We start from the raw sequence: 21,584 nt of genomic DNA, 5'->3' as shown, positions 1-21,584 counted from the left end.
ATGAGTAGCATGCTACTCATTCTGTGACGCGGCCCACAAGAGGTTCCGGAAACCGGCTCAGGACCGCGCGGCGGCGAGCATGCGCTCCTTACCCGCCAGCACGTGCGCCTCCATCAGCTCGCCCGCGCGTTCGACATCGCCGGCGGCGAGGCAGTCGAGGATCTCGGCGTGCTGGGTATTGGAGATGTGCCGGGCCGCAGCGGTTTCCAGGCCGTGGCGACGGAACAGGTGCAGCTCCTTGGAGACCGCGTCGTAGAGTTCGGCCAGGCGCGGGTTGCCTGCCAGGGCAACGAGATCACGGTGAAGATCGACATTGCCGGGGTAGTAGTCGTCGGTGCTCGACTCGGCGGCGGTCAGCGCCTTCACCTTGTCCCGCAGCCGAGTCAGATCCTGGGCGGTCACGCGCGCGGCGGCCAGCTTGCCCGCGAGCCGGAACAAGCCGGCGCGAATGTCGTAGAGCTGCGCGGCCTCCTCGACCGAGATCTCCCGCACGAACATGCCGCGGTTGGTGCGGAATTCGACCAGTCGACTGCGTTCCAGCTGTCGGCACGCCTCGCGAACCGGCCCGCGACTCACGCCCAGCCGCAGCGCCAGCGACGACTCGTTGATCCGGTCGCCGCCCTTCAGCGCACCGCCGATGATCATGCGTTCCAGCTCTTCGACGATCAGCTGCGGCAGCGAGTTCGCCTGCCGCTCGGCCAGCCGCTGCTGCAGGGCCGACATCTCCGGGTCGTGGGCCATGAGGGCGCAGTATCCCGGATCGAATTGCCAATTGCAAATCGTTGACAGTTGACAATCGTCGAGCGCACACTCGGTCCACCGGACGGCCGGAGCCACCGGCGGCCGGAGCCGAGGGAGGCTTTGCGATGAGGATCAAGGACATTCGCGCCAGCGTGCACACCACCTCGATCGAGGTCCCGCTGCTGGACGAACGGGTCCGCGGCTACGGGCGGGAGGAACAGAAGGACTTCGTCTTCTGCGAGGTCGAGACCGATGAGGGGCTGACCGGCGTCGCCGTGACCGGGCATTTCCTGGCCCACGCCGTCGTGGTGGCGCTCGAAAGACACTTCCTACCAGCGGTTCTCGACCTGGACCCGCGTGAGATCGAGGCCGTGCACCAGCGGGTCTGGGGCAGCCTCAATCCGCGTGCCATGACCGGTGTGGTGTCGAGTGCGCTGTCCCTGCTCGACATCGCGCTCTGGGACATCAAGGGCAAGCACGCCGGGCGCTCGGTGGCCAGTCTCCTGGGCGGGGCGCGCACCGAGGTGCCGGTGTACGTGACCTTCGGATTCCCGCAGTACGACCGCGAAACCCTCGCGGCGGCAGCGCAACTGCACGTGGGCCAGGGGTTCACCGCGCTGAAATCTGTTGTGGGCGTGGACAAGCGCGGGTGGCGCGAGGACGCCGCCCGGGTGCACGCCATTCGCGCGGCGGTCGGCGACGACATCGATCTCATGATCGACGCCAACTACCTGCTCACCCCCGTCGACGCCGCCATGCTGTGCCGCGAGATCGAGGACGACCGGCTCACCTGGTTCGAGGAACCATTGCAGCAGAACGACGCCCGCGCCCTGGCCGACCTGCGCGCCCACACCTCGATCCCGATCGCCGCCGGGCAGATGGAGGGCCACCGCTGGCGGCTGCGCGAGCTGGTCGAACGCCGCGCCGTCGACATCCTCCAACCCAACGCCTGCTACTGCGGCGGCTTCACCGAACAGCGCAAGGCCGCCCACCTGGCCCAGATCTACAACCTGCCCCTCGCCCACGGCGGCGGCTGGCCCCTGTTCAACCTCCACGCCCTCGCCGGCCTCATGAACGGCTGGCTCCTGGAGTGGCACGTCGGCATGGCCCAGGTCGGCCAACTCCTCTTCCCGGATTCACCCCGCCCGGTCAACGGCCGCCTAGCGGTCCCAGATCGCCCCGGCCTCGGCCTGACCGTGGACCGAGACGCCCTGCGCGACACCCTCGTTACGCGGCAATGAGGAAGCGGCAACTGACATGGACCCCCTCGGCCCCACGAACCAACCCTCCGCCGAGCCCACCACCGGCTCCACCGAGCCCCAAGCCCCCACAACCCCACCGACCGGCACCACCAAGCCGCCGCCAGGCGCAGCCAACCCGCGACCGGGCAAGGCCGAGACATCCTCCGGCACCGCCGGGTTACTCCCCAGCACCGGTGAGTCGGCCGTAGCCACCACAACTCGACCAAGCGGCACCGCCCCACCCGGCAAGCCACCTTTCGGCACCTTGGTGCCATCGTCGGGCACCGCAGCGCAGGCGGTGCCGAAGCCGCGGTGGCGGCGGTTGATCGCGAGCACCAGTCTGCAAGTGTTGGTTGCCGCCGTCGTCGCCGCCGTGTTCGGCGTTGTCGCACCGCATTACGCGGCTGGGTTGCAGCCGCTGGCGAATGTCTTCATCTCGCTGGTGCAGTTGGTCATTGCGCCGATTGTCTTTCTGGTCATCGTCACCGGGATCGTGACCGCTGGTGAGCTGAAATCCGTTGGCCGTGTGGCCTTGAAGGCTCTGCTCTACTTCGAGATCGTCACCACGATCGGCATGCTGCTCGGCCTGGCCGTGGTGAATCTGCTGCGTCCCGGGACCGGGGTGCCCAAACCCACGCATGCGTCCGATCAGCTTTCCAGCTATATCAGCGCCGACCAGCACAACACCTCGCTGAGTGCGTTTCTGTCGAAGCTGGTGCCCAGCAATGCTGTCGGGGCGTTCGCCACCGGCGGGATTCTGCAGGTGCTGATCTTCGCGGTGCTGTTCGCCATCACGCTGCTGGCACTGCCGAGGGCGATCTCCGAACCGATCACGCGGGCCTGCACAATGCTGAGCACCGTCTTCTTCAAGATGATCGCGCTCATCATGCTGCTCGCGCCGATCGGCACCTTCGGCGCGGTGGCGGCCACCGTCGGGAAGTACGGGCCCCAAACCCTCACGGCCCTGGTCAAACTGGTGCTGGTCTCGATCCTGGCGCTGGTGGTGTTCATCCTGCTGGTGCTCGGCATCGTGGCCCGGCTGGCGGGGTTCCGGCTGCTGCGGCTGATCCGGGTGCTGCGCCGGGAGCTGCTCGTGGTCCTGGGCACCGCGTCCTCGGAAGCGGTACTCCCCCAGCTCATGGAGCGCCTCGAGACCGTCGGCTGCCGCCGCAGCGTGATCGGCCTGGTGGTCCCCGCCGGATTCTCCTTCAACCTCGACGGCGTGGCCGTGGTCGTGCCCATCTGCGTGATCTTCATCGGGCAGGTCTACGGCGTCCCCATGACCGCGGCCGATCAGCTCACGCTGTTCGCGATCTTCCTGCTGCTGTCGAAAGGCACGGCGGGAGTGTCCGGTTCGGCGTTCATCACCCTCGCCAATACCGTCGCCGCCACCGCCCTGGTGCCGATTGCCGGTCTGGCGCTGGTGCTTTCGGTGGATCGCTTCCTGTCCATGGCCCGCGCCGCCACCAATGTGCTCGGCAATGCCGTGGCCACCGTCGTGGTGGCGCGTTTCGAACCCGACGGGCTCGATCGCGGTGTCGCGGCCCGTGAGATCGGCATGCGGCCCGCCAAAACCCCTGTCCCCCAATCGGAACAACTCTGAGGAGACCTCCGTGCCCCGCATTCTCGCCATTCACGAAGGCACCGTCCCCATCAGCTCGTCGATGAGCAATGCCTTCATCGACTTCAGCGCCATGGACTGCTCGATCGTCGCCGTCGTCAGCGATGTCGTACGTGACGGCCGGCCCGTCATCGGCTACGGCTTCAACTCCAATGGCCGCTACAGCGCCGGAGAGATCCTGCGCCGACGCGTCATCCCCCGCCTGCTGGCCGCCGACCCCGAGCACTTGCTCACCGCCGACGGGCTCGCGATCGATCCGGTCAAGGCCTGGGACGTCATGACCCGCAACGAGAAACCGGGCGGGCACGGCGAACGCTCGGTCGCGGTCGGCGTCGTGGACATGGCACTGCACGACTTGGCCGCCAAGCTGGCCGGACTCCCGCTCTACCGCTGGCTGTCCCGGCACTACGACCTCGGCGAGCCCGACGAGGACGTCTTCGTCTACGCCGCGGGCGGCTACTACTCACCCGGCAAGGGCCTGATTCAACTCCAGGACGAGATGCGCGCGTTTCTCGACCAGGGGTACGACGTGGTCAAGATGAAGATCGGTGGCGCGGATCTGGCCGAGGATCTCAAACGCGTCGAGGCCGTGCTGGATGTCCTCGGCGGTGACGGCTCACGGCTGGCCGTGGACGCCAATGGCCGCTTCGACCTCGAGACCGCGCTCGACTACGGGCGCGCGCTCGCGCCGTACCGGCTGCGCTGGTACGAAGAGCCCGGCGACCCACTGGATTTCGCACTGCACGCCACCCTCGCCGAACGCTACCCGGGCCCGCTGGCCACCGGCGAGAACCTCTTCTCCCGCATGGACGCCCGCAACCTGCTCCGTTACGCGGGCATGCGACCCGACCGCGACATCCTCCAGTTCGACCCGGTGCTCGGCTACGGGCTGGTGGAGTACCTGCGCATTCACGACATCCTGCGGCAGCAGGGGTGGTCCGCGCGGCGGTGCATCCCGCACGGCGGCCACCAGTTCGCGCTACACATCGCCGCGGCATTGCACCTGGGCGGCAATGAATCCTATCCCGGTGAATTCCAGCCCACCGGCGGCTTCGCCGACCACGCCGTCATCGAGCACAGTCGAATTCGATTGTCGGACATGCCCGGTATCGGATTCGAGGACAAGGCGGCGCTTTACAGCGTCTTCCGATCGCTGCACGATTGATCTCGAAAGCCCGTGTCCCACAGCGGACACGGGCTTTCACTTCGATCGAATGAAGTTGAAACGCCTACTGCTCTGATCCAGGGAATTGAAAGTCGCGACCTGCGTTCCCGGGGCCGGGCAAGCGAAAGTCACACTCTTCACCATCGAGGTCGCATTGTCCGGCCGAGCGCTGTCGGTGCCGCTGCTGCTCATGCGCAGCGTGGCCGTGAATCCGCCCGAGGGAATGGTCGCGTAAATACCCTCGCCGGCGCCCAGTGTGCGGCTGCGAAAGGCGATGCCGCCCGCGCCGTCGAAACTCAGCACATTCGAGGGGTCCTCGGCGGCGGTGAATTCCCCGCGATAGTCCCCCAGTCCCGCGCCGCACGGTCCGGCACCCGCACCCAGCGGCGCCTCGGCGGTCACCGCGGCACAAACGCCCAGCGTAAGTGCCGTTGCGACGGCGATCCTGGAACCCTGTCCAGCAGCCATTCCGCTCCCTCCCGGTCGAGTTCTCACCGGCAGTCAAGAGCAAAAACGGACAAACACCCCGCAGACACGCCCGGTCGTGACCGAAACGTGCTCTGGCACAGTACATAACACAATAAAGTGAAACGCAGTTTTCCGACCGATTAGTTTGCCTGCGCCACAAGCGAATTCGCGCTGTTGTACACCTGATCAGCAGGTCACGACATTCCCGGCGACACGCGCATCCCACGAATTTCATTGAAACGGTTGTACCGTCGCCGCATGACACGAAAGAAAGCCATCGGCCTGCTAGTCGGTGTGTTCGTTTGTGCCACCGTATTCACCCTCAACCCCTCCGCGGCATGGGGCTCCGGCGAAATTGGAGCACCGCCCGCGGCCCCCGGAGCGTCGCCGCACGCGCCCACTCCGGCGGGCGGCGGTGGCGGCGGAGCCCCCGCCCCCGAAAGGATCGTCCCGGTGCCGCCGCCCAGCGGTGGATTCCTCTGCCCGACCCCGTGAGAATCGGAACCATTAACTCCCAGAACGGATGCGGTGAGACTCAGGCCGCGAGAGCGGACGATAACTCGCGCAGCGCGGCCTGAGGATCCGAGACATCGACGACCAGGCGGGTGAGATCCGAACCCGCCAGGTCGATCAGGACACCGTGCCCGTCGAAGCGCGTATCCCAGAATTCCTTGCGGCCCTTACCCCGGAAGATGCCCGCGGCGATCACGCCCGGGAAGAACGTGCCCGGCGCCCGCACCCACGGCGGGCGCAGATCCACCGGCGCCGGCGCGATGCGCTTGACCTGCGACAGATCGAAGCCGACATGCTCGCGCAGCGCGAGAATGCGATGAGCTCCGGTGACATGCACCGTCACGGTGGTACCGGTGACGTCCAATTCGACCATTCCACACCTCACACATTCGCCCGACACTGTTCTCCATCCACAGTGCCGGGCGAATCTGGTCGAAGCCTGAGGGTTTCCTGGCCGTTCTCTCAGGCTTCGCGGCGGTCGACAGCGCGGTGTCAGTCGACGGGCAGGGTGACGCCCTCGGCGGCGGCCTTGGCGGCCACCTCGGCGGGGAAGATATTGCGGAACAGGTACAGGTCGCGGCCGAGCTTCCAGCCGGGCGCCAGCGCCACCGCGTAGCGCTCGAAGTAGCCGAGCTGCTTGCCCATCAGGATCAGCTGCTGCGGCCCGGACGCGCCGCGGCGCTTGCCGAATTCGAGCAGGCGGGCCGAGACCACCCCGAGATCGAGCTTGTCGAGGCTGCCCGAGAGCACCGGGCCCAGCGCGACCGCGAGCTGGCGGCCGATCGTGGCGTCGTCACCGCTGTCGTCGGATACCAGATCCAGCTTGCGCAGGGCGCGCGCCACCGGACGGAAGTCGTTGTCGATGGAGCTGGCGTAGAACAGCGCGCGCACGAACTCGCGCCACTCGTTCTCCATGCGCCCGACAATGCCGAAATCGAGCATGGCCACCCGGCCGTCGTCGAGCAGCCATAGGTTGCCCGCATGCACGTCGCCGTGGAAAAGACCGTGCACCGCAACGGATTCCATCCACGCCTTGACCAGACGGCGAATGAGCAGCTCCGGTTCCGGATGCGCCTTGCGGATATCGTCGAAGCGGTCCAGCGGCATGCCGCGCATGCGCTCCATGCACAGCACCCGCGGCGCGCAGTAGTCCCAATACACTTCGGGCACAGCGACATTGGTGTTGTCACCGAAGGCCGCGAGGTGCTCGCGCGCGCGAGTCTGATTGTCGGCCTCGATGAGGAAGTTCAATTCGGCGACCGTCGCCTCGTACAGATCACGCACCACCGCTTGGGCATTGGCGACGCGCGCGTTCTCCGAACGCTTCTCGAGGGTGCGGGCCAGCCGCATGGCCGCGCGCAGATCCACGATCATGCGCCGGGCGATCTCGGGCCGCTGCACCTTCACCACCGCGGGGCGGCCGTCGGCCAGCACGCACGCGTGCACCTGGGCGATGGAGGCCGCCGAGAGCGGCTCGTCGTCGAACTCGCGGAACAGCTCCGAGATCGGCTTGCCCAGATCGGCCTCGATGATCGCGCGCGCGTCCGCGGCCGGGAAGGGCGGCACATCGTCGAGGCAGCGCAGGCAGGCGTCGGCCAATTCCCGCGGGAACGCGCCCGGTGAGGAGGCGATGAGCTGACCCAGCTTGACGAACATCGGGCCCAGCGCCTCGAAACCGTTCACCACGCCCTCGGCCGCGGCGCGCTTGCGCTTGGACGGGCGCAGCCCGCTGCGCACCACACTGCTCATGACCGAACCGCCCAGTACCGCACCCACGATGGCGGTCCGCCGCCACTCGGAGAACCCGAAGGTGTCGAGGTCGGGTCGGATCACCTCGGGCGTCCCCGCTCGCACTGTCATAGGTGAGCTCACGGGGCGCAGTGTATCGCTGACTGTGTGCACCTTCGCGTCATGGGCGGGCCGAGGGTCGCGGAAAAAGTGCAGAAGGATCCCGCGAAACACGGGCCGGTGTTTCCACGATGGAGGGTCGAGCGCCCGCGCCGCGGGCGAGCGGGCAGCACATCCCGAGGTAAGCGACCATTCACCCCATACGGGCGGGGGCAGGTTACCCGGGCGTTCGGTGGTTCGGAACCGGACACGCACGGTACCGTGGGCGGTCGAGCCGCGACCCGGCTCGACGCGGGCGCGATCGAGCCCGACCTGATGTTGGCGGAAAGGCAAGACCGAGGTAATGACGGGTACAGCGGAAAAGCTGGCGGAACTGCGCAAGCTTCTGGAGATCGCCGAAGAACCCACCGGTGAGAAGGGCATCCAGAAGCGACTCGCCAAAGGCGTCGCCAGCGCCCGAGAACGGGTGAACATGCTGGTGGACCCGAACAGCTTCGTCGAATTGGGCGCGCTCATGCGCTCGCCCGGTCAACCCAACGCCCTCTACGGCGACGGCGTGGTCACCGGTCACGGCCGCATCGACGGCCGCCCGGTCGTGGTGATCTCCCACGATTCCGGCGTGCAGGGCGGTTCGGTCGGTGAGACCTTCGGTCGCCGCGTCCGCATCGCCATGGAATTCGCCTACAAGAACGCGTGCCCGGTGGTCGTGATCAACGACTCCGGCGGCGCGCGCATTCAGGAGGGCGTCACCGCGCTGGCCTGGTACGCCACCATGTGCCGCCTGCAGGAGGATCTGTCGGGATACGTGCCGATGGTCGCGGTCATGTTCGGCAAGTGCGCCGCGGGTTCGGTGTACGGGCCCGTGAACATGGACGTGCTGGTCGCCACCGACGACTCGTACATGTTCGTGACCGGTCCCGACGTCATCAAGGGCATCACCGGCGAGGATATCAGCGCCGAGGAGCTCGGCGGCGCGGCCGTGCAGGCCCGCAACGGCCTGCTGCATCACGTGGCCAAGACCGAGCGCGACGCGCTGGAGTGGGCCCGCGAGTACCTGAGCTACCTGCCCAGCAGCTGCCTGGAACAGCCGCCCATCGTGAACCCGGGCCTCGAGCCCGAGATCACCGACTCCGATCGCGAATTGGACCGGATCATCCCGGATTCCGATCGGCAGGGCTACGACATGCACGAGGTGCTGCTGCGCATCTTCGACGACGGCGCGTTCTTCGAGATCCAGGAAGCGGCCGCGCAGAACCTCATCACCGGCTTCGCCCGCGTCGACGGCCGGCCGGTCGGTGTCATCGCCAATCAGCCGATGGTGTTGGGCGGGGCGCTGGACGCGGCCTGCTCGGACAAGGGCGCGTACTTCATCCGGCTCTGCGACGCCTTCAACATTCCGCTCGTCTACGTCGTCGACACCCCCGGCGTGCTGCCGGGTCTCGAGGAAGAGCGCAACGGCGTCATCAAGCGCGGCGGCCGCATGTTCCGCGCGCTCATCGAGGCCACGGTCCCGATCGTCACCATCGTGACCCGCAAGGCGTACGGCGGCGGCTACGCGGTCATGGGCTGCAAGGAGCTCGGCGTCGACATCAACTTCGCGTGGCCGACCGCGCGGATCGCCGTCATCGGCGCGGAGGGCATGGTGACCGTCACCGGCAAGAAGACCCTCGCCGCCACCCCGCCCGAACAGCGGGCGGCCGTACGGCAGCAGATGGTGGACTTCTACAACGCGCTCATCGACAACCCGTGGGTGGCGGCCGAGCGCGGCTACATCGACGGGGTGATCGAGCCCTCCAGCACGCGGCTCGAGATTCGCAAGGCGCTGCGCCTGCTGCGCGACAAGGACGCCGTGCGCAAGCACAACCCGCGCAAGCACAACCTGTTCCCGATCTAGCCAACTCTCGAGCTCTCAGGGGCTTCCCCTGAAACCCCTTTCACGAGCAGTAGGGCTTCCTCGAGCCCCTTCTGCGGGCAGACGGAACCGGTTGCCCGCGTTCAGCATTCGTTGGGCGCGGGCACGCCCTGTAATCGCTGGTCCAGCCAGACGAGGGATTCGGGGTAGCCGGTGAAGGCGGCGATGAAGTGTTCGCCGAAGACGCTGCGGTACACCGCCTTCACGCCCAGCGAGCACTGTTCCCGGTAGAGGTTCTTGGCCCCGATGGCGGGGACCCAGAATTCCTGCTCGCCGTTGTAGATGTACAGCGGCACCGGCGATTTCTTGCCGTCCATGCGGGTGACCCGGTAGATCTCCTGGGCCAGATCGCTATTGAGCGGGTCGGGGATATTGGCCGCGAGGTCGATGGGCAGTTGTAGCAGGCCCGGGATCGCGAACACCTCGCCGCACTGGCTGTTGAGTTTCGACGCCGCCGCCCACTGCGCGGCGTGGTTCATGCGGGCCAGGATTTCGGGCCGCTCGCGGCCGATGCCGAAGACCGCGCCCAGGAACACCCCCGACGCCAGGTTGGCGTTCATGCTGTGCGCCAGCAGGCTGAAGTCCGCGGGTACCCCGCCCATGGCCGCGCCGACCACCGCGTCGGACAGTTCGGGGGCGTACTCGCTCATGAGCTTGACCGCGCCATTGGTGGCGATGGCTCCGCCGGAATAGCCGATCATGCCGAACTTGCTGTCGCGCAACTCATCCGGCAGCTGATAGCGCACCGCGCGAATGGCATCCAGGACCAGGTGCCCGGCCACGATGGGGTCGGCGTAGGCCATGCGCGGGCCCTCGTGGTCCGGGATGAGCACCGCGTAGCCGCGCAGCAGGGCCAGCTGGGTGGTGGGCAGGATGTACCCGGTGAAGTTCGCGGCCCGCGAAAAGCCGTGCGCCATGGTGTAACTGGGGTTGCAGTCGCGGCCCAGCGCGTCGATGGGCAGGTTGTTCACCACCACCGGCCGCTCCCCCGGTCCGGTCCAATTGCCCAGCGGCAGTACCAGGGTGGCGACGCCGTAGGAGGGCGCGTCGTGAGAGTCGTTGGTGCGGTACTTCAGCTGCAGCACCTGCCGCACCGGCAGGATGAGCGGCAGTGCGGCGGTGGCGCTCACGTCCCGGACGGCGACGATGCCGCCGAGATCGTAGCCCTCGAGCCGCTCGGGCCAGTCGTCGACGAAGGAGTCACCGATGGCCTCGGGCATGGCCGCCGAGCGCAGTGCCGCCAATTGCGGTGGCAGGTCCACGGTGTCGACCAGGGGCGAGTCGGCGGGTGCGGGCGCGAGCGGCGGCGCGGGAATCAGCTGATCGATCCAGCGCTGGATGTCATAGAGGGAGAAGCCCGGCGGACCGGGCGGAATCTGCCCCGAGATGTCGGCGGGTGGCTGTGCGAATGCCGGTGCGGCCCCGAAACCGACGATCGTGCAGCATCCGATCATCAAGGCACCGGCGATATTTCGCAGGCAACGCAGCACAACACCCCCACGGATCACTGAGTCGGCGGTACGGGTAGCTCCTCATCTCTCGCGGGCCCGAGCCTACGACGACCGACCGGTTCCGTCCGGGAGACACGTCGGTTCGACGCCACATCGAGACCGGCCAGCGCTCCGACGGCGCGTTTTCACCGCCGTTGACGCATCACCATGTCGAGTTGGGCATTGCTGATCTGCCGCCCGGCATTCGATACCGAGGTCACCATGCAGCTGCCGAAGGATCCGGTCCGGTCGAACAGGGTGGCCACGCCCACGGCCATGCCGTGTTCGCTGAAGTGGCTGTCGGCCTCGACCCCGATCTCGGTGCCGGTGGGCAGGCGCGACAGGCCCAGCGTCATATCGGTATTGATGAAGCCGATCCCCTTGTCGCCCCAGTTGGTCATCATGCTGGTCGCCTCGGCCACCACCGACACCCGCACGAACGGGGTGAGCTCCTCGCCGGTGATCACGCGAATCGGGTTCTGCCAGGTGCGCTTCCGGTGGTTGTTCTCGTGCTCGGTGGGCACCGAGCTCCAGACCGGGGAATTCTCATCGCTGTTGAACAGCGGCACCTGCGGCAGCGGCGAGGCCGGGGCGAGTTCCAGCGACGGCGGCTGCGGCTCGCGCTCACGCCGCCACAGCTCACCCGGCGGCTGCTCGGCGGGTTGCAGCAAGACCGCCGAGGCCCGCGCGGCCACCCGACCGTCCTGGACCACGCTCACGTCCGCCACGCGAATCCGTTTGCCGTCGCGCACCCGCGTGGTCGGGGTGGTGGTGTGGGCGAAACGGGCCGCGCTGAACAGATCCACGGTCAGCCGGACCGGGACGAAGCCGTCGGTGGCGTGCGCGCGTTCGAGCTCGCGGGCCAGCAGTCCGGTCAGCGCCGGGCCGACCACCTGGGCCGAGGACCACTGACTGGCCGCGAACGAGGTCGGGTAGAAACCGCCGTCCACCTCGTCGAAATACGCGGGCACTTCCACCACGGCACCGGCTCCCGTCCACTCTGGTTGATCAATCCACTGTTTCCAGAGCTAACACACCGCTGAAACCCGTTTCAATTCAGGGTCCGCTGGCCGGACCGTGACCCCGCTGGACAAGCCCGGGGTTAGCGGGTGCGCCCCCTCGGGTACGCCATCGATATGGTCCGCACCCTCGACCGGCTCCTCGACACCGTCACCCGCACCGTGCACATCCTGCGGGACAACGAGATTCCCTGCGCGCTCACCGGCGACTACGCCATGTACGCGCGCGGCGGCCCGGCCGCCGAGGTGCACTCCGAGGTCGATGTGCTGGTGCGGCCCGCCGATCTGGCGCGCGGGCTCAGCGCGCTGGAGGCGGCCGGGTTGCGGCCGCCGCTGCCGATCGCCGACGCCGAGCGGACCACGCTCTACGACCACGATATTCGCGTCGATCTGGTGTTCCGGCCCAACTTCCGTGCCGTCACCGACGAACTGCTCGCCCGCGCCGAGCGGCTGCCCATCGGATCCGACACCGCACCCGTGGTCACCGTCGCCGACTTCCTGGTGGACGAGCTCACCATCGCCGATCCGCATCGACTGGATTTCACCCGGCTGCTGCACATCGCCAGGGAATTGCGCGCACAGGTCGATTGGGGGCGCGTACGGGCCGAAACCGCGGCCTCACCCTATGCCCGCGCGTTTCTCGGCCTCCTGGACGATCTGGGCATCACTGACGGCCGCTGTGAACACGGCTCTACAGCAGTGTGATTCGCGCGAAACGCGGTCGGGTATCCAACCGTTACGCGAGTTCTGGAATCCCCCGTTCCGCATTCCCCGGAGAAAGGGATCGCGATGATGCCTGCCGTTCCGAACGCCTGCGATGACACCCGCAATCTGCCCGGTCCGATTCTGGCCGCCGCCGGAATTGTCGCGATCGCTTTGACTTTGACCGCGGTCGGCTACGGGTCGCCGACCTGGACCGGTCTGTGCGCGATCGCGAGTGTGCTGTGCCTGCGTTTCGGAATCGGCCTCATGATCATCGAGCATCGGCGGGTGAAGGCGGCCAAGTGGCGGGACTCGGCCCGTCAGGGGCGGGGTTGACGGGCCCGTCGGACACTATTCGATCTTCGTTTCGGGCGTGTTTGATCTTCCGCAAATTTCTGGATAAAGCGGAACAGTCCGGTCGCCCCGGAACTTTCGATCGGAACTACCTAGACACGCCTGCTCGGGGCCGATTGCAACCTTTTGCCAACCCTCGTTTCGCAAACTCATAGCATCCCAAAAACAGCCCCGGTGCTGGGAATTCGATGTTGCAGATGTACTTGCATCTGCGCAATGCACGGTCATAGACTCGTCGTGCAAGGCACCACTAATAGGGGACAACCAGAGAGCCGAGCGGTGAATCACCGGCGATTCTTCGCCCACGGTTAGCCGTCGGCCTGGCGTCAGGGGCGTTCGAATGAACCAGCCAATCAACCTCAGCCGACTCGGGTTTGCCGACAGAAGTCAGCCGGAGCAAACCTATTCCCGTGAGACGGCAACCGCTTTCGTCATCCGCCAGGTCGAATCCACTGGAGCGGCCACTCGGTACGATTTCGACATCGAGCGGATCGTCACCACGGCGCACGCCATGGTGAACGACTGGGATCTGCACAGCATGCAACCGGAGGCGTTCTGGCGCATCGCCTCCAGTTTCATCAGGCAGTAGCACCGAATCCGGCCGTGCCGCAGGCCGACTCGTCCGGTGGGCGGCACGCTGATAGGGGCCCCGAGAGGGGCCCCTTATCCATGTTCGGGGAGTGGCGAACGAACCCACGTGGGGCCCGCCCGCGGACCTCAGTCGAGGTCCGCAGCAATCCTCGCCAGCTCTTTGCGGGACCGCTCCGGCGGCTCCGCCTGGACGCTCAGCTGATCCATGACCTGGCGGTAGAGCTCCAGATCCTGGCGACGATCCAGGTACAGCGCGCTCGTCAGCTGCTCCAGGTACACGATGTCCGGGAGTTCGGCCTCGGCGAAGCGCAGCATGGTGAACGAACTGCCCGCTGCCGCATGCCCTCCTGCCGCGTACGGCAGCAACTGGATGGTGACGTTCGGCCGCTTGGACATCTCGATGAGATGCTCGATCTGGCCGCGTAAGACGCCCGGCCCGCCCACGGGGCGATGCAGCACCGCCTCGTCGAGCACGGCCCAGAAGCTGGGCGCGTCATCGCGGGTGAGTAGCTCCTGGCGGCGTCGGCGCAGCGAGACGCGGCGCTCTCCATCCGCGTCGTGCCCGAGGGCAACGACCGAGCGGGCGTAGTCGGGGGTTTGCAGCAACCCCGGAACCAGCTGCCCCTCATAGGTGCGAATGGATTTCGCCGCGTGCTCGAGACCGAGATAGGTTTCGAACCAGGGTGGCAGCAGATCGCTGTAGCGATGCCACCATCCCGGTTGGTTCGCCTTGCGAACCAGATCCAGGAACTGCTCGACCTCTCCGGGTTCCTTAACGCCGTACAGCGACAAGAGATCCCGAATATCCCGTTCCTTGAATCCGGTTCGACCGAGTTCCAGGCGACTGATCTTGGCATGGGACCCGCGGATGTGTTCACCCGCGGCTTCCCGCGTAATACCGCTGAGTTCCCTCAGCTTCCGTAGTTGGCTGCCGACCGCGATACGCAGTGCAGTCGGGCCACGTTCGGCGACAGCGGAATCCGCCCGATCGTGGGCAACGGGTTCTGCGATCATGGGGTCCACTCCGATGCTCGGGTTTGCCGTCAGTGGACTCACAACCGTCTGTCGCGAACCACCGCGCCGATTGCCAATGCTACCGCTCAGCGCGCGAGGTCGTCGAATTCTCCGCTCTTCGCGCCGCGCAAGAACGCATCGATCTCCGGCCGCGTGTAGACGATCAGCGAGCCCTCCGGGTCACGGGAGTTGCGCACCGCCACCTGCCCGTCGGCGAGGGGGGCCAGCTCCACGCAGTTTCCGCTGGGATTGCTGAAGGTGCTCTTGCGCCACAACAGATTAGAGCGATCGAAAGGGATTGCCGCGATGTCCGTCATTTCCGACTCCTTGCCAGTACCGCCCGCAGACGGTGGTCCCAGTACTTGCAAATGTTCGATCAGGTGTACTTACAGTTGCAACCGCAAGCACGACGATAGCACGCAGATTGCCCGCTATCGATGGCTCGGAGCCGGCACATCCTTTGCAACGCAACAGATTTGATCTTGGAAGGCGCAAACACCAAGCGAAGTTGCGAAGGTTTCCAGACAATTCCGGCCCGTCGGTCCTCTTCGCCCGATTGGCCCCGAACTATCGGCCCGATAAGTCACGTGACGGCGAAATGTCCTATTCGCCACCAGCAATCGGCCATCCGACACCATGTGCGAGCGTGCAGATGTACTTGCATCCGCACGAGCCGGAACCCTAAACTCGGTGCACCATCCACCCCTATCGGCCAGAGGCATCCAATGACACAGATGCTCGTCCGTTCCACCGAGACCGCGGCGGACAGCGGCGATTGCGCCGTCGAGCCGCGCTCGCTCACCTATCGCCAGGCCCGCACCATACTTCGCGCCCACGATCAGCACTTCGCCTGCCGCCAGTATCTGGCCGCGGTGGCGTATCTGTCGGCGGACAACGACGTGGACTGACCGGCGCGTCGAGCGCAAGGTTGCGTTCGCGCGCCGCGCGTGAGGAGTCTTGCGCGAAGGCTCCCGAAGGCACCAAGACCCTTGCGCGCCAAGCGGTGTGGCGGGTACTCCGGATGGAGAAGAGCCGACACGTGGAAGAGCGCCGAGATGATTCTTACTGCCACCCACGAACTGCTGACGCAGATTCAGCACGCGCAGGTATTCAATCCGACACCGGAGACACCCCCGGTCGCCGACAAACTACTCCGGCTGGTCCGCTATTTCACCTGGTTCGTCCTACTCTCGGGGATCCTGGCCATCACCTACGCCGGTGGCCGCTTCGCCTGGGAGAAGTGGAGCGGCGGACCGGTGCAGGCGCCCAAGCAGGTGGCGGGCGCGCTCATCGGCGGGATCGTCGCGACCAGCGCGGGGACCATCATGAACGCGGTCATCGGGTCGTGAGTTTCTGTCCAGAGGGGTTGTCTGAGACGAAACCGACCGGTCGGCCCTAGGCGGTTGCCGCGTGCCCGGCCACCTCGTCGGAGTCGACACCGGCCGCGCCCACCAATTCCTCGAAGCGCGTCACCACCTTTCGGTGGTACATGCCGAACAGATCCTCGAACAGCGCCAGCTGCGCCTGACTCGGACCGCCGTCGGACTCCCAGACCGCGACCAGCGCCCGCCACACCAGCACGTGCAGATCGGGCGAAACCGCGAAGTACGCCTGCACCGCCTCCGGCACCTCGAGGACCATCTCCCCGATCGAGTTGAGCACCGCGCGCTGCACCGAGTGCCCGAGCGCGGTCAACAGTCGGCGCAGCAGCCCGAGTTCGATGGCGAGCATCCGATGCGGATCCGGTTCCGCGCTGCGCGCGAGGGTTTCCAGTTCGTCGATCGCGTCCTTGAATTCGGCCGGATCGAGGGAACGCTCGCTGCCGGTGTAGGCCAGCAGCGCCTCGAGCGCGATGCCGCGCTCCTCCTCGACGATATGGCCGAACATCTCAGCGGCCAGTTCCGGATCCGGCATGGACAGCCGGAACAGCCGCCGGTACACATCCACCCCGCCCTCGGCGCGCACATCGCGGATGACGAAACCCTTGCCGCGGTAGGCGTCCACGAAGCCGTAGGACTCCAGTCGACCCAGAATCAATTGCGCCGTCGCGCGATTCAGGTCGAATTCGTCGGCGACCTGGCGGACGGACGGCATCAGACCACCGGGCTCGTACTCCCCGGATGCCACGCGGCGCGCCAATTCATCGGCCACGTCGGCGACGACCGTCCGGTCTCCCATCGTGTCACCTCTCCACAAATCTTGTTCACGTCCCAGACAGTCTAGGTGGTTGTTGGGTCAACCGCACAAGTCTTCGAAGGCGCACGAAGAAGCACAGAACCGTTAGGTATCTTTACGAAATCCATACGGCATGGGGTTCGGATTCATACGGATTTCGCACCTAGGCTCCCGAGCGTGGTTTCACCGATCGACGTAGCCAAACGCCTCGTTCTGGGACGCCCGTTTCGCAGCGATCGGCTCGGCGAGACATTGCTGCCCAAGCGGCTGGCGCTGCCCATTTTCGCCAGTGACCCATTGTCGTCGGTGGCGTACGCGACCCAGGAGATCCTGCTCATCCTCACCCTGGGCGGGCTGGCGTACCTGCATTTGACGCCGATCGTGGCGGGCGGGGTCGTGGTGCTGCTGGCCGTGGTGGCGCTGTCGTATCGGCAGGTGGTGCAGGCGTACCCGTCCGGCGGCGGGTCCTACGAGGTGGTCGCGGAGAATCTCGGGGCGCTGCCCGGGCTGGTGGTGGCCGCGGCGCTGCTGGTCGACTACGTGATGACCGTGGCGGTCTCGGTGGCGGCGGGCGTGGACAACATCATTTCCGCGGTGCCGGATCTGAATCCGTACCGGGTGGCCATCAATATCGCGTTCATCGTGTTCCTGACCGCCATGAATCTGCGCGGGGTGCGGGAATCGGGGCGGGCGTTCGCGATTCCGACCTACGGGTTCATTCTTGGGGTGTTCGTCCTCATCGCGGTCGGGCTGGGACAGACACTGCTCGGGCATACGCCGGTCGCCGAGAGCGCGCATTACGAGATTCGCGCCGAACAGGTCGGGCTGTCGACGGCGGGCGTGGCCTTTCTGCTGCTGCGGGCGTTCTCGTCCGGTTGTACCGCGCTGACCGGTGCGGAGGCGATCTCCAACGGGGTGCCCGCGTTCCGGAAACCGAAGGCGCTCAATGCCGCGCGGACCATGACCGCCATGGGTGTCATCGCCATCGCCATGTTCTCCGGGGTGACGGCGCTGGCCATGATCACCAAGACCCGGGTGGTCGAGAACGCCTGCGACCTCATCGGATTCGAGGGCAACTGCCAGACCGACGCGCAGAAGACCGTCATCGCCCAGATCTCGGCGGCGGTGTTCGGCGGGCACAGCATCGCCTTCTACTACTTGATGGTGACCACCGCGCTGATCCTCATCCTGGCGGCCAACACCGCCTACAACGGGTTCCCGCTGTTGAATTCGATACTCGCGCAGCGTCGGTACATGCCCCGGCAGCTGCACACGCGCGGTGACCGGCTGGCGTTCTCCAATGGCATCATCCTGCTGGCGGTGGTGGCCGGATCGCTGATCTACGCGTTCAACGGGTCCACCACGCGGTTGATTCAGCTCTACATCCTCGGGGTGTTCACCTCGTTCACGCTGTGCCAGACGGGCATGGTGCGGCATTGGAACCTGGAGTTGCGCCGGGCCGAGGGGACCAAGGATCGGTTGCGGATTCACCGGGCGCGCTTCATCAATGCGTTCGGGGCGTGTTTCACCGGGGTGGTGCTGGTGGTCGTCATGATCACCAAGTTCACCCACGGCGCATACCTGGTGGTCATCGCGATACCGATTCTGGTGGCGATCATGTGGCTGATCCACCGGCACTATTCGTCGGTGCGCAGCGAATTGGCCATCGACCCCGACGATCTGGAGACGCTGCCCGGGCGGGTGCACGCCCTGGTGCTGGTCTCGGGCTGGCACAAGGCAACCCAGCGGGCCCTGCAGTTCGCGCGCGCCACCCGGCCGGACACCTTGACCGCGGTGACGGTGAACGTGGACGACGCCGACACCCGCGATCTCGCCCGCGACTGGGAGCGGTACCACATCGAGATTCCGCTCAAGGTCATCGAATCGCCCTACCGGGAGATCACGCGGCCGGTGCTGGAGGAGATCAAACGCCAACGCAAGTCGCGGCCGCGCGACGTGGTGAGCGTCTTCATTCCCGAATACGTGGTCGGACGCTGGTGGGAGAACCTGCTGCACAACCAGAGTTCGCTTCGCCTGAAGGCCCGCCTGCTCTTCGAGCCCGGCGTCATGGTGACCAGCGTGCCCTGGCAGCTCCATTCCTCCCGCAGCCGCGACACCTTGCGCATCGAACACACCGCGGGCGAGGTCCGCCGCGGCATCACCGGCTCCGGCGACGCGGCCTGAATCCGTCTCCGACGCGCCGCGACCGTCAGGAGACCTCGTCGGTGTCGCCGGCGTGTTCGAGGTTGTCGGCCCAGCGTTCGGACCACTTCCAGACCGGTTGCAGAGCTTCGGCCAGTTGTCGTCCGGCAGTGGTCAATTCGTAGGACTTGTCGGGCTTCTTTTCCAGCACCGCGGCTTCGGACAGGCGTTGGAGGCGGACCGAGAGCATGCTCGACGAGCAGTTGCCCATGCGGCGGCGCAGTTCCAGGAAGCCGAGGGGGCCGGGTTCGAGTTCCCAGATGACCCGGAGTATCCAGCGCTGACCGAGCAGGTCCATGGCGGCGAGCAGGGGTGTGGCCGAGGCGTCGGCGCGGCTGTTCGCGGGCGGGGGCTGGCTTGCGCTTCTCATTTCGAACCACCATAGTGATTCTAAATCAGAAGCACTCGATCGGGCCGGAGGTAGCGGTATGGCAGTGGCGGAAGCGGGCGGCAAGCCGGGCGGGCAACGGCGAATCGTGCTGATCACCGGCGCTTCCCGGGGCATTGGCGCGGAAACCGCGCGGGTGCTGGCGGCGCGCGGCGACCATGTGGTGATCAACTACCGGGAGAAGCGCAAACGCGCGGAAACTCTGGCCGCGGAGATCATCGCGACGGGTGGCAGCGCCTCGGTCGCGGGCGCGGACATCTCCGACGCCGACAGCGCCCGCGCCCTCATCGACTCGGTGATCGCCGAGTTCGGGCGGCTGGATGTGCTGGTGCTCAATGCCTCCGGCGGACTCGAGCGCGATGCCGCGCCGGATTACGCCATGCTGCTGAACCGCGACGCGCAAGCCCATGTGACCCGCCTGGCCCTGCCGCATCTCCCGGCGGGCGGGCACCTGGTGTTCGTCACCAGCCACCAGGCGCACTTCTCCCCCACCCGCGAGGCCCCGCCCGGCTACGAGACCATCGCCGCCAGCAAGCGCGCGGGCGAGGACGCCCTCCGCGCCATGACCGACGAATTCGCCACCCGCGGAATCGGTTTCACGGTCGTCTCCGGCGACATGATCGACGGCACCATTATCGTCCGCCTCCTCGAACGCCGCGATCCGGACGCCGTCACCGCCCGCCGCGACCACGGCGACCTCCCCACCGTCGAGGAATTCGCCACCGCCGTCGCCAACGCCACCACCTCCCCCGACCCCCTAGGCCACACGATCTACGTCGGCGGAATGGACTACGTCGCCGCGGCCCAACCCTGATTCTCGGCCCGCCAGCATCACCGCGCCGCGCACGGCACGGGTATCGGTCGGGGCTGATCCTTACCCCACGGCCGCACGGCGTGCCGTGGCGACGCGCGGTTCGAGGGTGCGAAGTTGGGGTTCGGGGCGAATTTCGCTGGCCAGGGTGGATGGGGGCGTGACAGCATCGGCCTTATGCCGCATTGGATTCAGGTTCTGCCCGCATTCACCCTCGCGTGCTTGGTGTTGGCCGCGATTCCAGGGCCTGCCACCGCGCTGTTTCTCCAGCGTTCGGTGCGGGATGGGCGGGCGGCCGGGTTGGCTGCGGTGGCGGGGAATGAGATCGGGGTGTTCGGTTGGACCTTGGCGGGCGGGGCGGGGCTGTCCGCGCTGCTGGTCGCCAATCGGATTCTCAATATCGGGATTCATGTGCTCGGCGCGGTCGTATTGATCTGGTTGGGAATTCAGGCCTGGCGTGGGGCGCGCGGCGAGGACGCCTTCGGGGCGGCGCTGACGTCCGCGCTGCCGGGCGGTCGCACTCCGGCCGCCGCGTTCCGGGCCTCGCTGGTTTCCATTGCCGCCAATCCCAAGGCCGCGGTGTTCGGGCTCACCATCCTGCCGCAATTCCTACCCGGGAGCGGCCCGGTGCTACCGACGGTTCTCATCCTGGCCGCGATCCAACTGGTGCTCGACACGGCCTGGTGCGTGGGTGTGGTGCTGGCCGCGGACCGTGCCGGTGAGTGGCTGCGCCGCACCGGAATTCGCCGCCGCATCGAGCGGGCGCTGGCCGCCATTCTGGTCGGCCTCGGTATCGGGCTCGCTGCCGACGCGCGCTGACTCGGACCGGCCGACTCTGGCCTACCCCAGTTCTGTCGATGCCAGGCCGAAACGCCGCGATCGGTCGTCGATTCGGCGTGGCAGCCGGATCGGGTGAGGTCGATCATGGTGGTATCGGGGCGCGCGAAGGGGGTATAGCCGAGGTGAGGAGGTGGGACCGATGGTGAACGACGTGGAGAAACGGTGGAACGACCCATCGATGCTGCGGCACGCCACGCAGTATGTTCTGACCGTGCTCGGCGCGGCGATACTCGGCGGGGTCGCTGTCGTAGTGTGGGCTTCCTCGCGGTCGCGGTGCCTGGATTCCGCGATGATGTGCGACGCCACCTCCCGCGTGGTGGTCGGGCTGGTGCCCGGCGGGATTCTGCTCGTCGGCGGAATCACCGCGCTGGTGATCGCGTTTCGGGCGTGGCGGGATGGCCGGGCGTGGCCGATCTGGCAGGGCGTGGGCTGGTTTCTGTTCACGCTGATGGTCGTGTACCTGAGCATCGTCGCCACCCAGGGGTGAGC

General features: G+C 66.8%; 24 protein-coding genes. 14 read left to right on the top strand and 10 right to left on the bottom strand.

Features of this window, described 5'->3' with window-relative positions; genetic code table 11:
- Positions 1-57: 57 nt before the first annotated feature.
- Complete coding sequence (locus tag VMT65_RS32665) at positions 58-741, bottom strand: FCD domain-containing protein (protein ID WP_326312476.1); 684 nt, start codon at positions 739-741, stop codon at positions 58-60.
- A gap of 125 nt (positions 742-866) precedes the next feature.
- On the opposite strand from VMT65_RS32665, the gene VMT65_RS32660 reads away from it, so the two are divergent.
- The 3 genes from VMT65_RS32660 to VMT65_RS32650 are packed head-to-tail and all read left to right on the top strand — an operon-like array spanning position 867 to position 4,768.
- Positions 867-1,982, top strand: a complete 1,116-nt coding sequence (locus VMT65_RS32660; protein WP_326312474.1) for a mandelate racemase/muconate lactonizing enzyme family protein — start codon at positions 867-869, stop codon at positions 1,980-1,982.
- 16 nt (positions 1,983-1,998) lie between these two features.
- Positions 1,999-3,585 carry a cation:dicarboxylate symporter family transporter gene (locus VMT65_RS32655; protein ID WP_326312473.1) on the top strand — a complete coding sequence of 529 codons (1,587 nt, stop codon included), beginning with the start codon at positions 1,999-2,001 and terminating at the stop codon, positions 3,583-3,585.
- Between the two features lie 10 nt (positions 3,586-3,595).
- Complete coding sequence (locus VMT65_RS32650; protein ID WP_326312472.1) at positions 3,596-4,768, top strand: mandelate racemase/muconate lactonizing enzyme family protein; 1,173 nt, start codon at positions 3,596-3,598, stop codon at positions 4,766-4,768.
- Positions 4,769-4,804: 36 nt separating this feature from the next.
- On the opposite strand, the gene VMT65_RS32645 is transcribed toward VMT65_RS32650, so the two are convergent.
- Positions 4,805-5,236 carry a hypothetical protein gene (locus VMT65_RS32645; RefSeq protein ID WP_326312471.1) on the bottom strand — a complete coding sequence of 144 codons (432 nt, stop codon included), beginning with the start codon at positions 5,234-5,236 and terminating at the stop codon, positions 4,805-4,807.
- Positions 5,237-5,494: 258 nt separating this feature from the next.
- Between VMT65_RS32645 and VMT65_RS32640 the strand changes: the two genes are divergently transcribed.
- The gene (locus VMT65_RS32640) at positions 5,495-5,731 is read left to right on the top strand and encodes a hypothetical protein (protein ID WP_326312469.1); all 237 of its coding nucleotides are present in this window, start codon (positions 5,495-5,497) and stop codon (positions 5,729-5,731) included.
- Positions 5,732-5,771: 40 nt separating this feature from the next.
- On the opposite strand, the gene VMT65_RS32635 is transcribed toward VMT65_RS32640, so the two are convergent.
- Entirely contained in the window at positions 5,772-6,122 is a 351-nt protein-coding gene (locus tag VMT65_RS32635) for a hypothetical protein (RefSeq protein WP_326312467.1), read from the bottom strand.
- 119 nt (positions 6,123-6,241) lie between these two features.
- Entirely contained in the window at positions 6,242-7,609 is a 1,368-nt protein-coding gene (locus tag VMT65_RS32630) for an ABC1 kinase family protein (protein WP_326312627.1), read from the bottom strand.
- 331 nt (positions 7,610-7,940) lie between these two features.
- On the opposite strand from VMT65_RS32630, the gene VMT65_RS32625 reads away from it, so the two are divergent.
- Positions 7,941-9,491 (top strand): acyl-CoA carboxylase subunit beta, encoded by a 1,551-nt coding sequence (locus VMT65_RS32625; RefSeq protein ID WP_326312466.1) that lies wholly within the window; start codon positions 7,941-7,943, stop codon positions 9,489-9,491.
- A 101-nt stretch (positions 9,492-9,592) separates the two neighbouring features.
- Here VMT65_RS32625 and VMT65_RS32620 read toward each other — a convergent pair whose 3' ends face one another.
- Together VMT65_RS32620 and VMT65_RS32615 are read right to left on the bottom strand one after the other, a co-directional pair.
- A complete protein-coding gene (locus VMT65_RS32620; RefSeq protein WP_326312464.1) occupies positions 9,593-11,017 on the bottom strand; it encodes a lipase family protein in 1,425 nt (474 codons plus the stop codon).
- 128 nt (positions 11,018-11,145) lie between these two features.
- Positions 11,146-11,979, bottom strand: a complete 834-nt coding sequence (locus VMT65_RS32615; protein ID WP_326312462.1) for an acyl-CoA thioesterase domain-containing protein — start codon at positions 11,977-11,979, stop codon at positions 11,146-11,148.
- A 129-nt stretch (positions 11,980-12,108) separates the two neighbouring features.
- On the opposite strand from VMT65_RS32615, the gene VMT65_RS32610 reads away from it, so the two are divergent.
- The 3 genes from VMT65_RS32610 to VMT65_RS32600 all read left to right on the top strand — a co-directional run bounded on the left by VMT65_RS32610 (position 12,109) and on the right by VMT65_RS32600 (position 13,663).
- The gene (locus tag VMT65_RS32610) at positions 12,109-12,723 is read left to right on the top strand and encodes a hypothetical protein (RefSeq protein ID WP_326312460.1); all 615 of its coding nucleotides are present in this window, start codon (positions 12,109-12,111) and stop codon (positions 12,721-12,723) included.
- 87 nt (positions 12,724-12,810) lie between these two features.
- Positions 12,811-13,056 carry a hypothetical protein gene (locus tag VMT65_RS32605; protein WP_326312458.1) on the top strand — a complete coding sequence of 82 codons (246 nt, stop codon included), beginning with the start codon at positions 12,811-12,813 and terminating at the stop codon, positions 13,054-13,056.
- Positions 13,057-13,414: 358 nt separating this feature from the next.
- A complete protein-coding gene (locus VMT65_RS32600) occupies positions 13,415-13,663 on the top strand; it encodes a hypothetical protein (RefSeq protein WP_157390198.1) in 249 nt (82 codons plus the stop codon).
- 128 nt (positions 13,664-13,791) lie between these two features.
- Here VMT65_RS32600 and VMT65_RS32595 read toward each other — a convergent pair whose 3' ends face one another.
- Both VMT65_RS32595 and VMT65_RS32590 read right to left on the bottom strand, forming a co-directional pair.
- Positions 13,792-14,679: a helix-turn-helix domain-containing protein gene (locus tag VMT65_RS32595; protein ID WP_326312456.1), complete on the bottom strand. Its 888-nt coding sequence runs from the start codon at positions 14,677-14,679 to the stop codon at positions 13,792-13,794.
- 86 nt (positions 14,680-14,765) lie between these two features.
- Complete coding sequence (locus VMT65_RS32590) at positions 14,766-14,996, bottom strand: DUF397 domain-containing protein (RefSeq protein ID WP_326312455.1); 231 nt, start codon at positions 14,994-14,996, stop codon at positions 14,766-14,768.
- Between the two features lie 417 nt (positions 14,997-15,413).
- Here VMT65_RS32590 and VMT65_RS32585 point away from each other — a divergent pair, with 417 nt between their 5' ends.
- Positions 15,414-15,587, top strand: a complete 174-nt coding sequence (locus VMT65_RS32585; RefSeq protein WP_326312454.1) for a hypothetical protein — start codon at positions 15,414-15,416, stop codon at positions 15,585-15,587.
- Between the two features lie 147 nt (positions 15,588-15,734).
- The gene (locus VMT65_RS32580; RefSeq protein ID WP_326312452.1) at positions 15,735-16,028 is read left to right on the top strand and encodes a hypothetical protein; all 294 of its coding nucleotides are present in this window, start codon (positions 15,735-15,737) and stop codon (positions 16,026-16,028) included.
- 46 nt (positions 16,029-16,074) lie between these two features.
- On the opposite strand, the gene VMT65_RS32575 is transcribed toward VMT65_RS32580, so the two are convergent.
- A complete protein-coding gene (locus VMT65_RS32575; RefSeq protein ID WP_326312450.1) occupies positions 16,075-16,857 on the bottom strand; it encodes a GntR family transcriptional regulator in 783 nt (260 codons plus the stop codon).
- Positions 16,858-17,031: 174 nt separating this feature from the next.
- On the opposite strand from VMT65_RS32575, the gene VMT65_RS32570 reads away from it, so the two are divergent.
- Positions 17,032-19,038, top strand: coding sequence for an APC family permease (locus tag VMT65_RS32570; RefSeq protein ID WP_326312448.1), 2,007 nt, complete (start codon positions 17,032-17,034; stop codon positions 19,036-19,038).
- 25 nt (positions 19,039-19,063) lie between these two features.
- Here VMT65_RS32570 and VMT65_RS32565 read toward each other — a convergent pair whose 3' ends face one another.
- The gene (locus VMT65_RS32565; protein ID WP_326312446.1) at positions 19,064-19,426 is read right to left on the bottom strand and encodes a winged helix-turn-helix transcriptional regulator; all 363 of its coding nucleotides are present in this window, start codon (positions 19,424-19,426) and stop codon (positions 19,064-19,066) included.
- Between the two features lie 58 nt (positions 19,427-19,484).
- Between VMT65_RS32565 and VMT65_RS32560 the strand changes: the two genes are divergently transcribed.
- From VMT65_RS32560 to VMT65_RS32550, 3 genes are all read left to right on the top strand, one after another.
- The gene (locus VMT65_RS32560) at positions 19,485-20,258 is read left to right on the top strand and encodes an SDR family oxidoreductase (protein WP_326312444.1); all 774 of its coding nucleotides are present in this window, start codon (positions 19,485-19,487) and stop codon (positions 20,256-20,258) included.
- A 174-nt stretch (positions 20,259-20,432) separates the two neighbouring features.
- Positions 20,433-21,074, top strand: a complete 642-nt coding sequence (locus VMT65_RS32555) for a LysE family translocator (protein ID WP_326312442.1) — start codon at positions 20,433-20,435, stop codon at positions 21,072-21,074.
- 160 nt (positions 21,075-21,234) lie between these two features.
- Positions 21,235-21,582, top strand: a complete 348-nt coding sequence (locus VMT65_RS32550) for a hypothetical protein (RefSeq protein ID WP_326312440.1) — start codon at positions 21,235-21,237, stop codon at positions 21,580-21,582.
- Positions 21,583-21,584 lie beyond the last annotated feature (2 nt).

This window comes from Nocardia sp. CDC153, assembly GCF_035818515.1.
In the GTDB taxonomy this organism is placed as follows: domain Bacteria; phylum Actinomycetota; class Actinomycetes; order Mycobacteriales; family Mycobacteriaceae; genus Nocardia.
The sequence above is the reverse complement of the archived record's forward strand: the minus strand, read 5'-3'. Positions and strand labels throughout refer to the sequence as shown.

Bases quoted from the DNA above. Each gene is read 5' to 3' on its own strand.
- VMT65_RS32665 (WP_326312476.1), bottom strand. From the start codon at position 741: ATGGCCCACGACCCGGAGATGTCGGCCCTGCAGCAGCGGCTGGCCGAG.
- VMT65_RS32660 (WP_326312474.1), top strand. From the start codon at position 867: ATGAGGATCAAGGACATTCGCGCCAGCGTGCACACCACCTCGATCGAG.
- VMT65_RS32655 (WP_326312473.1), top strand. From the start codon at position 1,999: ATGGACCCCCTCGGCCCCACGAACCAACCCTCCGCCGAGCCCACCACC.
- VMT65_RS32645 (WP_326312471.1), bottom strand. From the start codon at position 5,236: ATGGCTGCTGGACAGGGTTCCAGGATCGCCGTCGCAACGGCACTTACG.
- VMT65_RS32640 (WP_326312469.1), top strand. From the start codon at position 5,495: ATGACACGAAAGAAAGCCATCGGCCTGCTAGTCGGTGTGTTCGTTTGT.
- VMT65_RS32635 (WP_326312467.1), bottom strand. From the start codon at position 6,122: ATGGTCGAATTGGACGTCACCGGTACCACCGTGACGGTGCATGTCACC.
- VMT65_RS32630 (WP_326312627.1), bottom strand. From the start codon at position 7,609: ATGACAGTGCGAGCGGGGACGCCCGAGGTGATCCGACCCGACCTCGAC.
- VMT65_RS32625 (WP_326312466.1), top strand. From the start codon at position 7,941: ATGACGGGTACAGCGGAAAAGCTGGCGGAACTGCGCAAGCTTCTGGAG.
- VMT65_RS32605 (WP_326312458.1), top strand. From the start codon at position 12,811: ATGCCTGCCGTTCCGAACGCCTGCGATGACACCCGCAATCTGCCCGGT.
- VMT65_RS32600 (WP_157390198.1), top strand. From the start codon at position 13,415: ATGAACCAGCCAATCAACCTCAGCCGACTCGGGTTTGCCGACAGAAGT.
- VMT65_RS32595 (WP_326312456.1), bottom strand. From the start codon at position 14,679: ATGATCGCAGAACCCGTTGCCCACGATCGGGCGGATTCCGCTGTCGCC.
- VMT65_RS32590 (WP_326312455.1), bottom strand. From the start codon at position 14,996: ATGACGGACATCGCGGCAATCCCTTTCGATCGCTCTAATCTGTTGTGG.
- VMT65_RS32585 (WP_326312454.1), top strand. From the start codon at position 15,414: ATGCTCGTCCGTTCCACCGAGACCGCGGCGGACAGCGGCGATTGCGCC.
- VMT65_RS32580 (WP_326312452.1), top strand. From the start codon at position 15,735: ATGATTCTTACTGCCACCCACGAACTGCTGACGCAGATTCAGCACGCG.
- VMT65_RS32575 (WP_326312450.1), bottom strand. From the start codon at position 16,857: ATGGGAGACCGGACGGTCGTCGCCGACGTGGCCGATGAATTGGCGCGC.
- VMT65_RS32565 (WP_326312446.1), bottom strand. From the start codon at position 19,426: ATGAGAAGCGCAAGCCAGCCCCCGCCCGCGAACAGCCGCGCCGACGCC.
- VMT65_RS32560 (WP_326312444.1), top strand. From the start codon at position 19,485: ATGGCAGTGGCGGAAGCGGGCGGCAAGCCGGGCGGGCAACGGCGAATC.
- VMT65_RS32555 (WP_326312442.1), top strand. From the start codon at position 20,433: ATGCCGCATTGGATTCAGGTTCTGCCCGCATTCACCCTCGCGTGCTTG.
- VMT65_RS32550 (WP_326312440.1), top strand. From the start codon at position 21,235: ATGGTGAACGACGTGGAGAAACGGTGGAACGACCCATCGATGCTGCGG.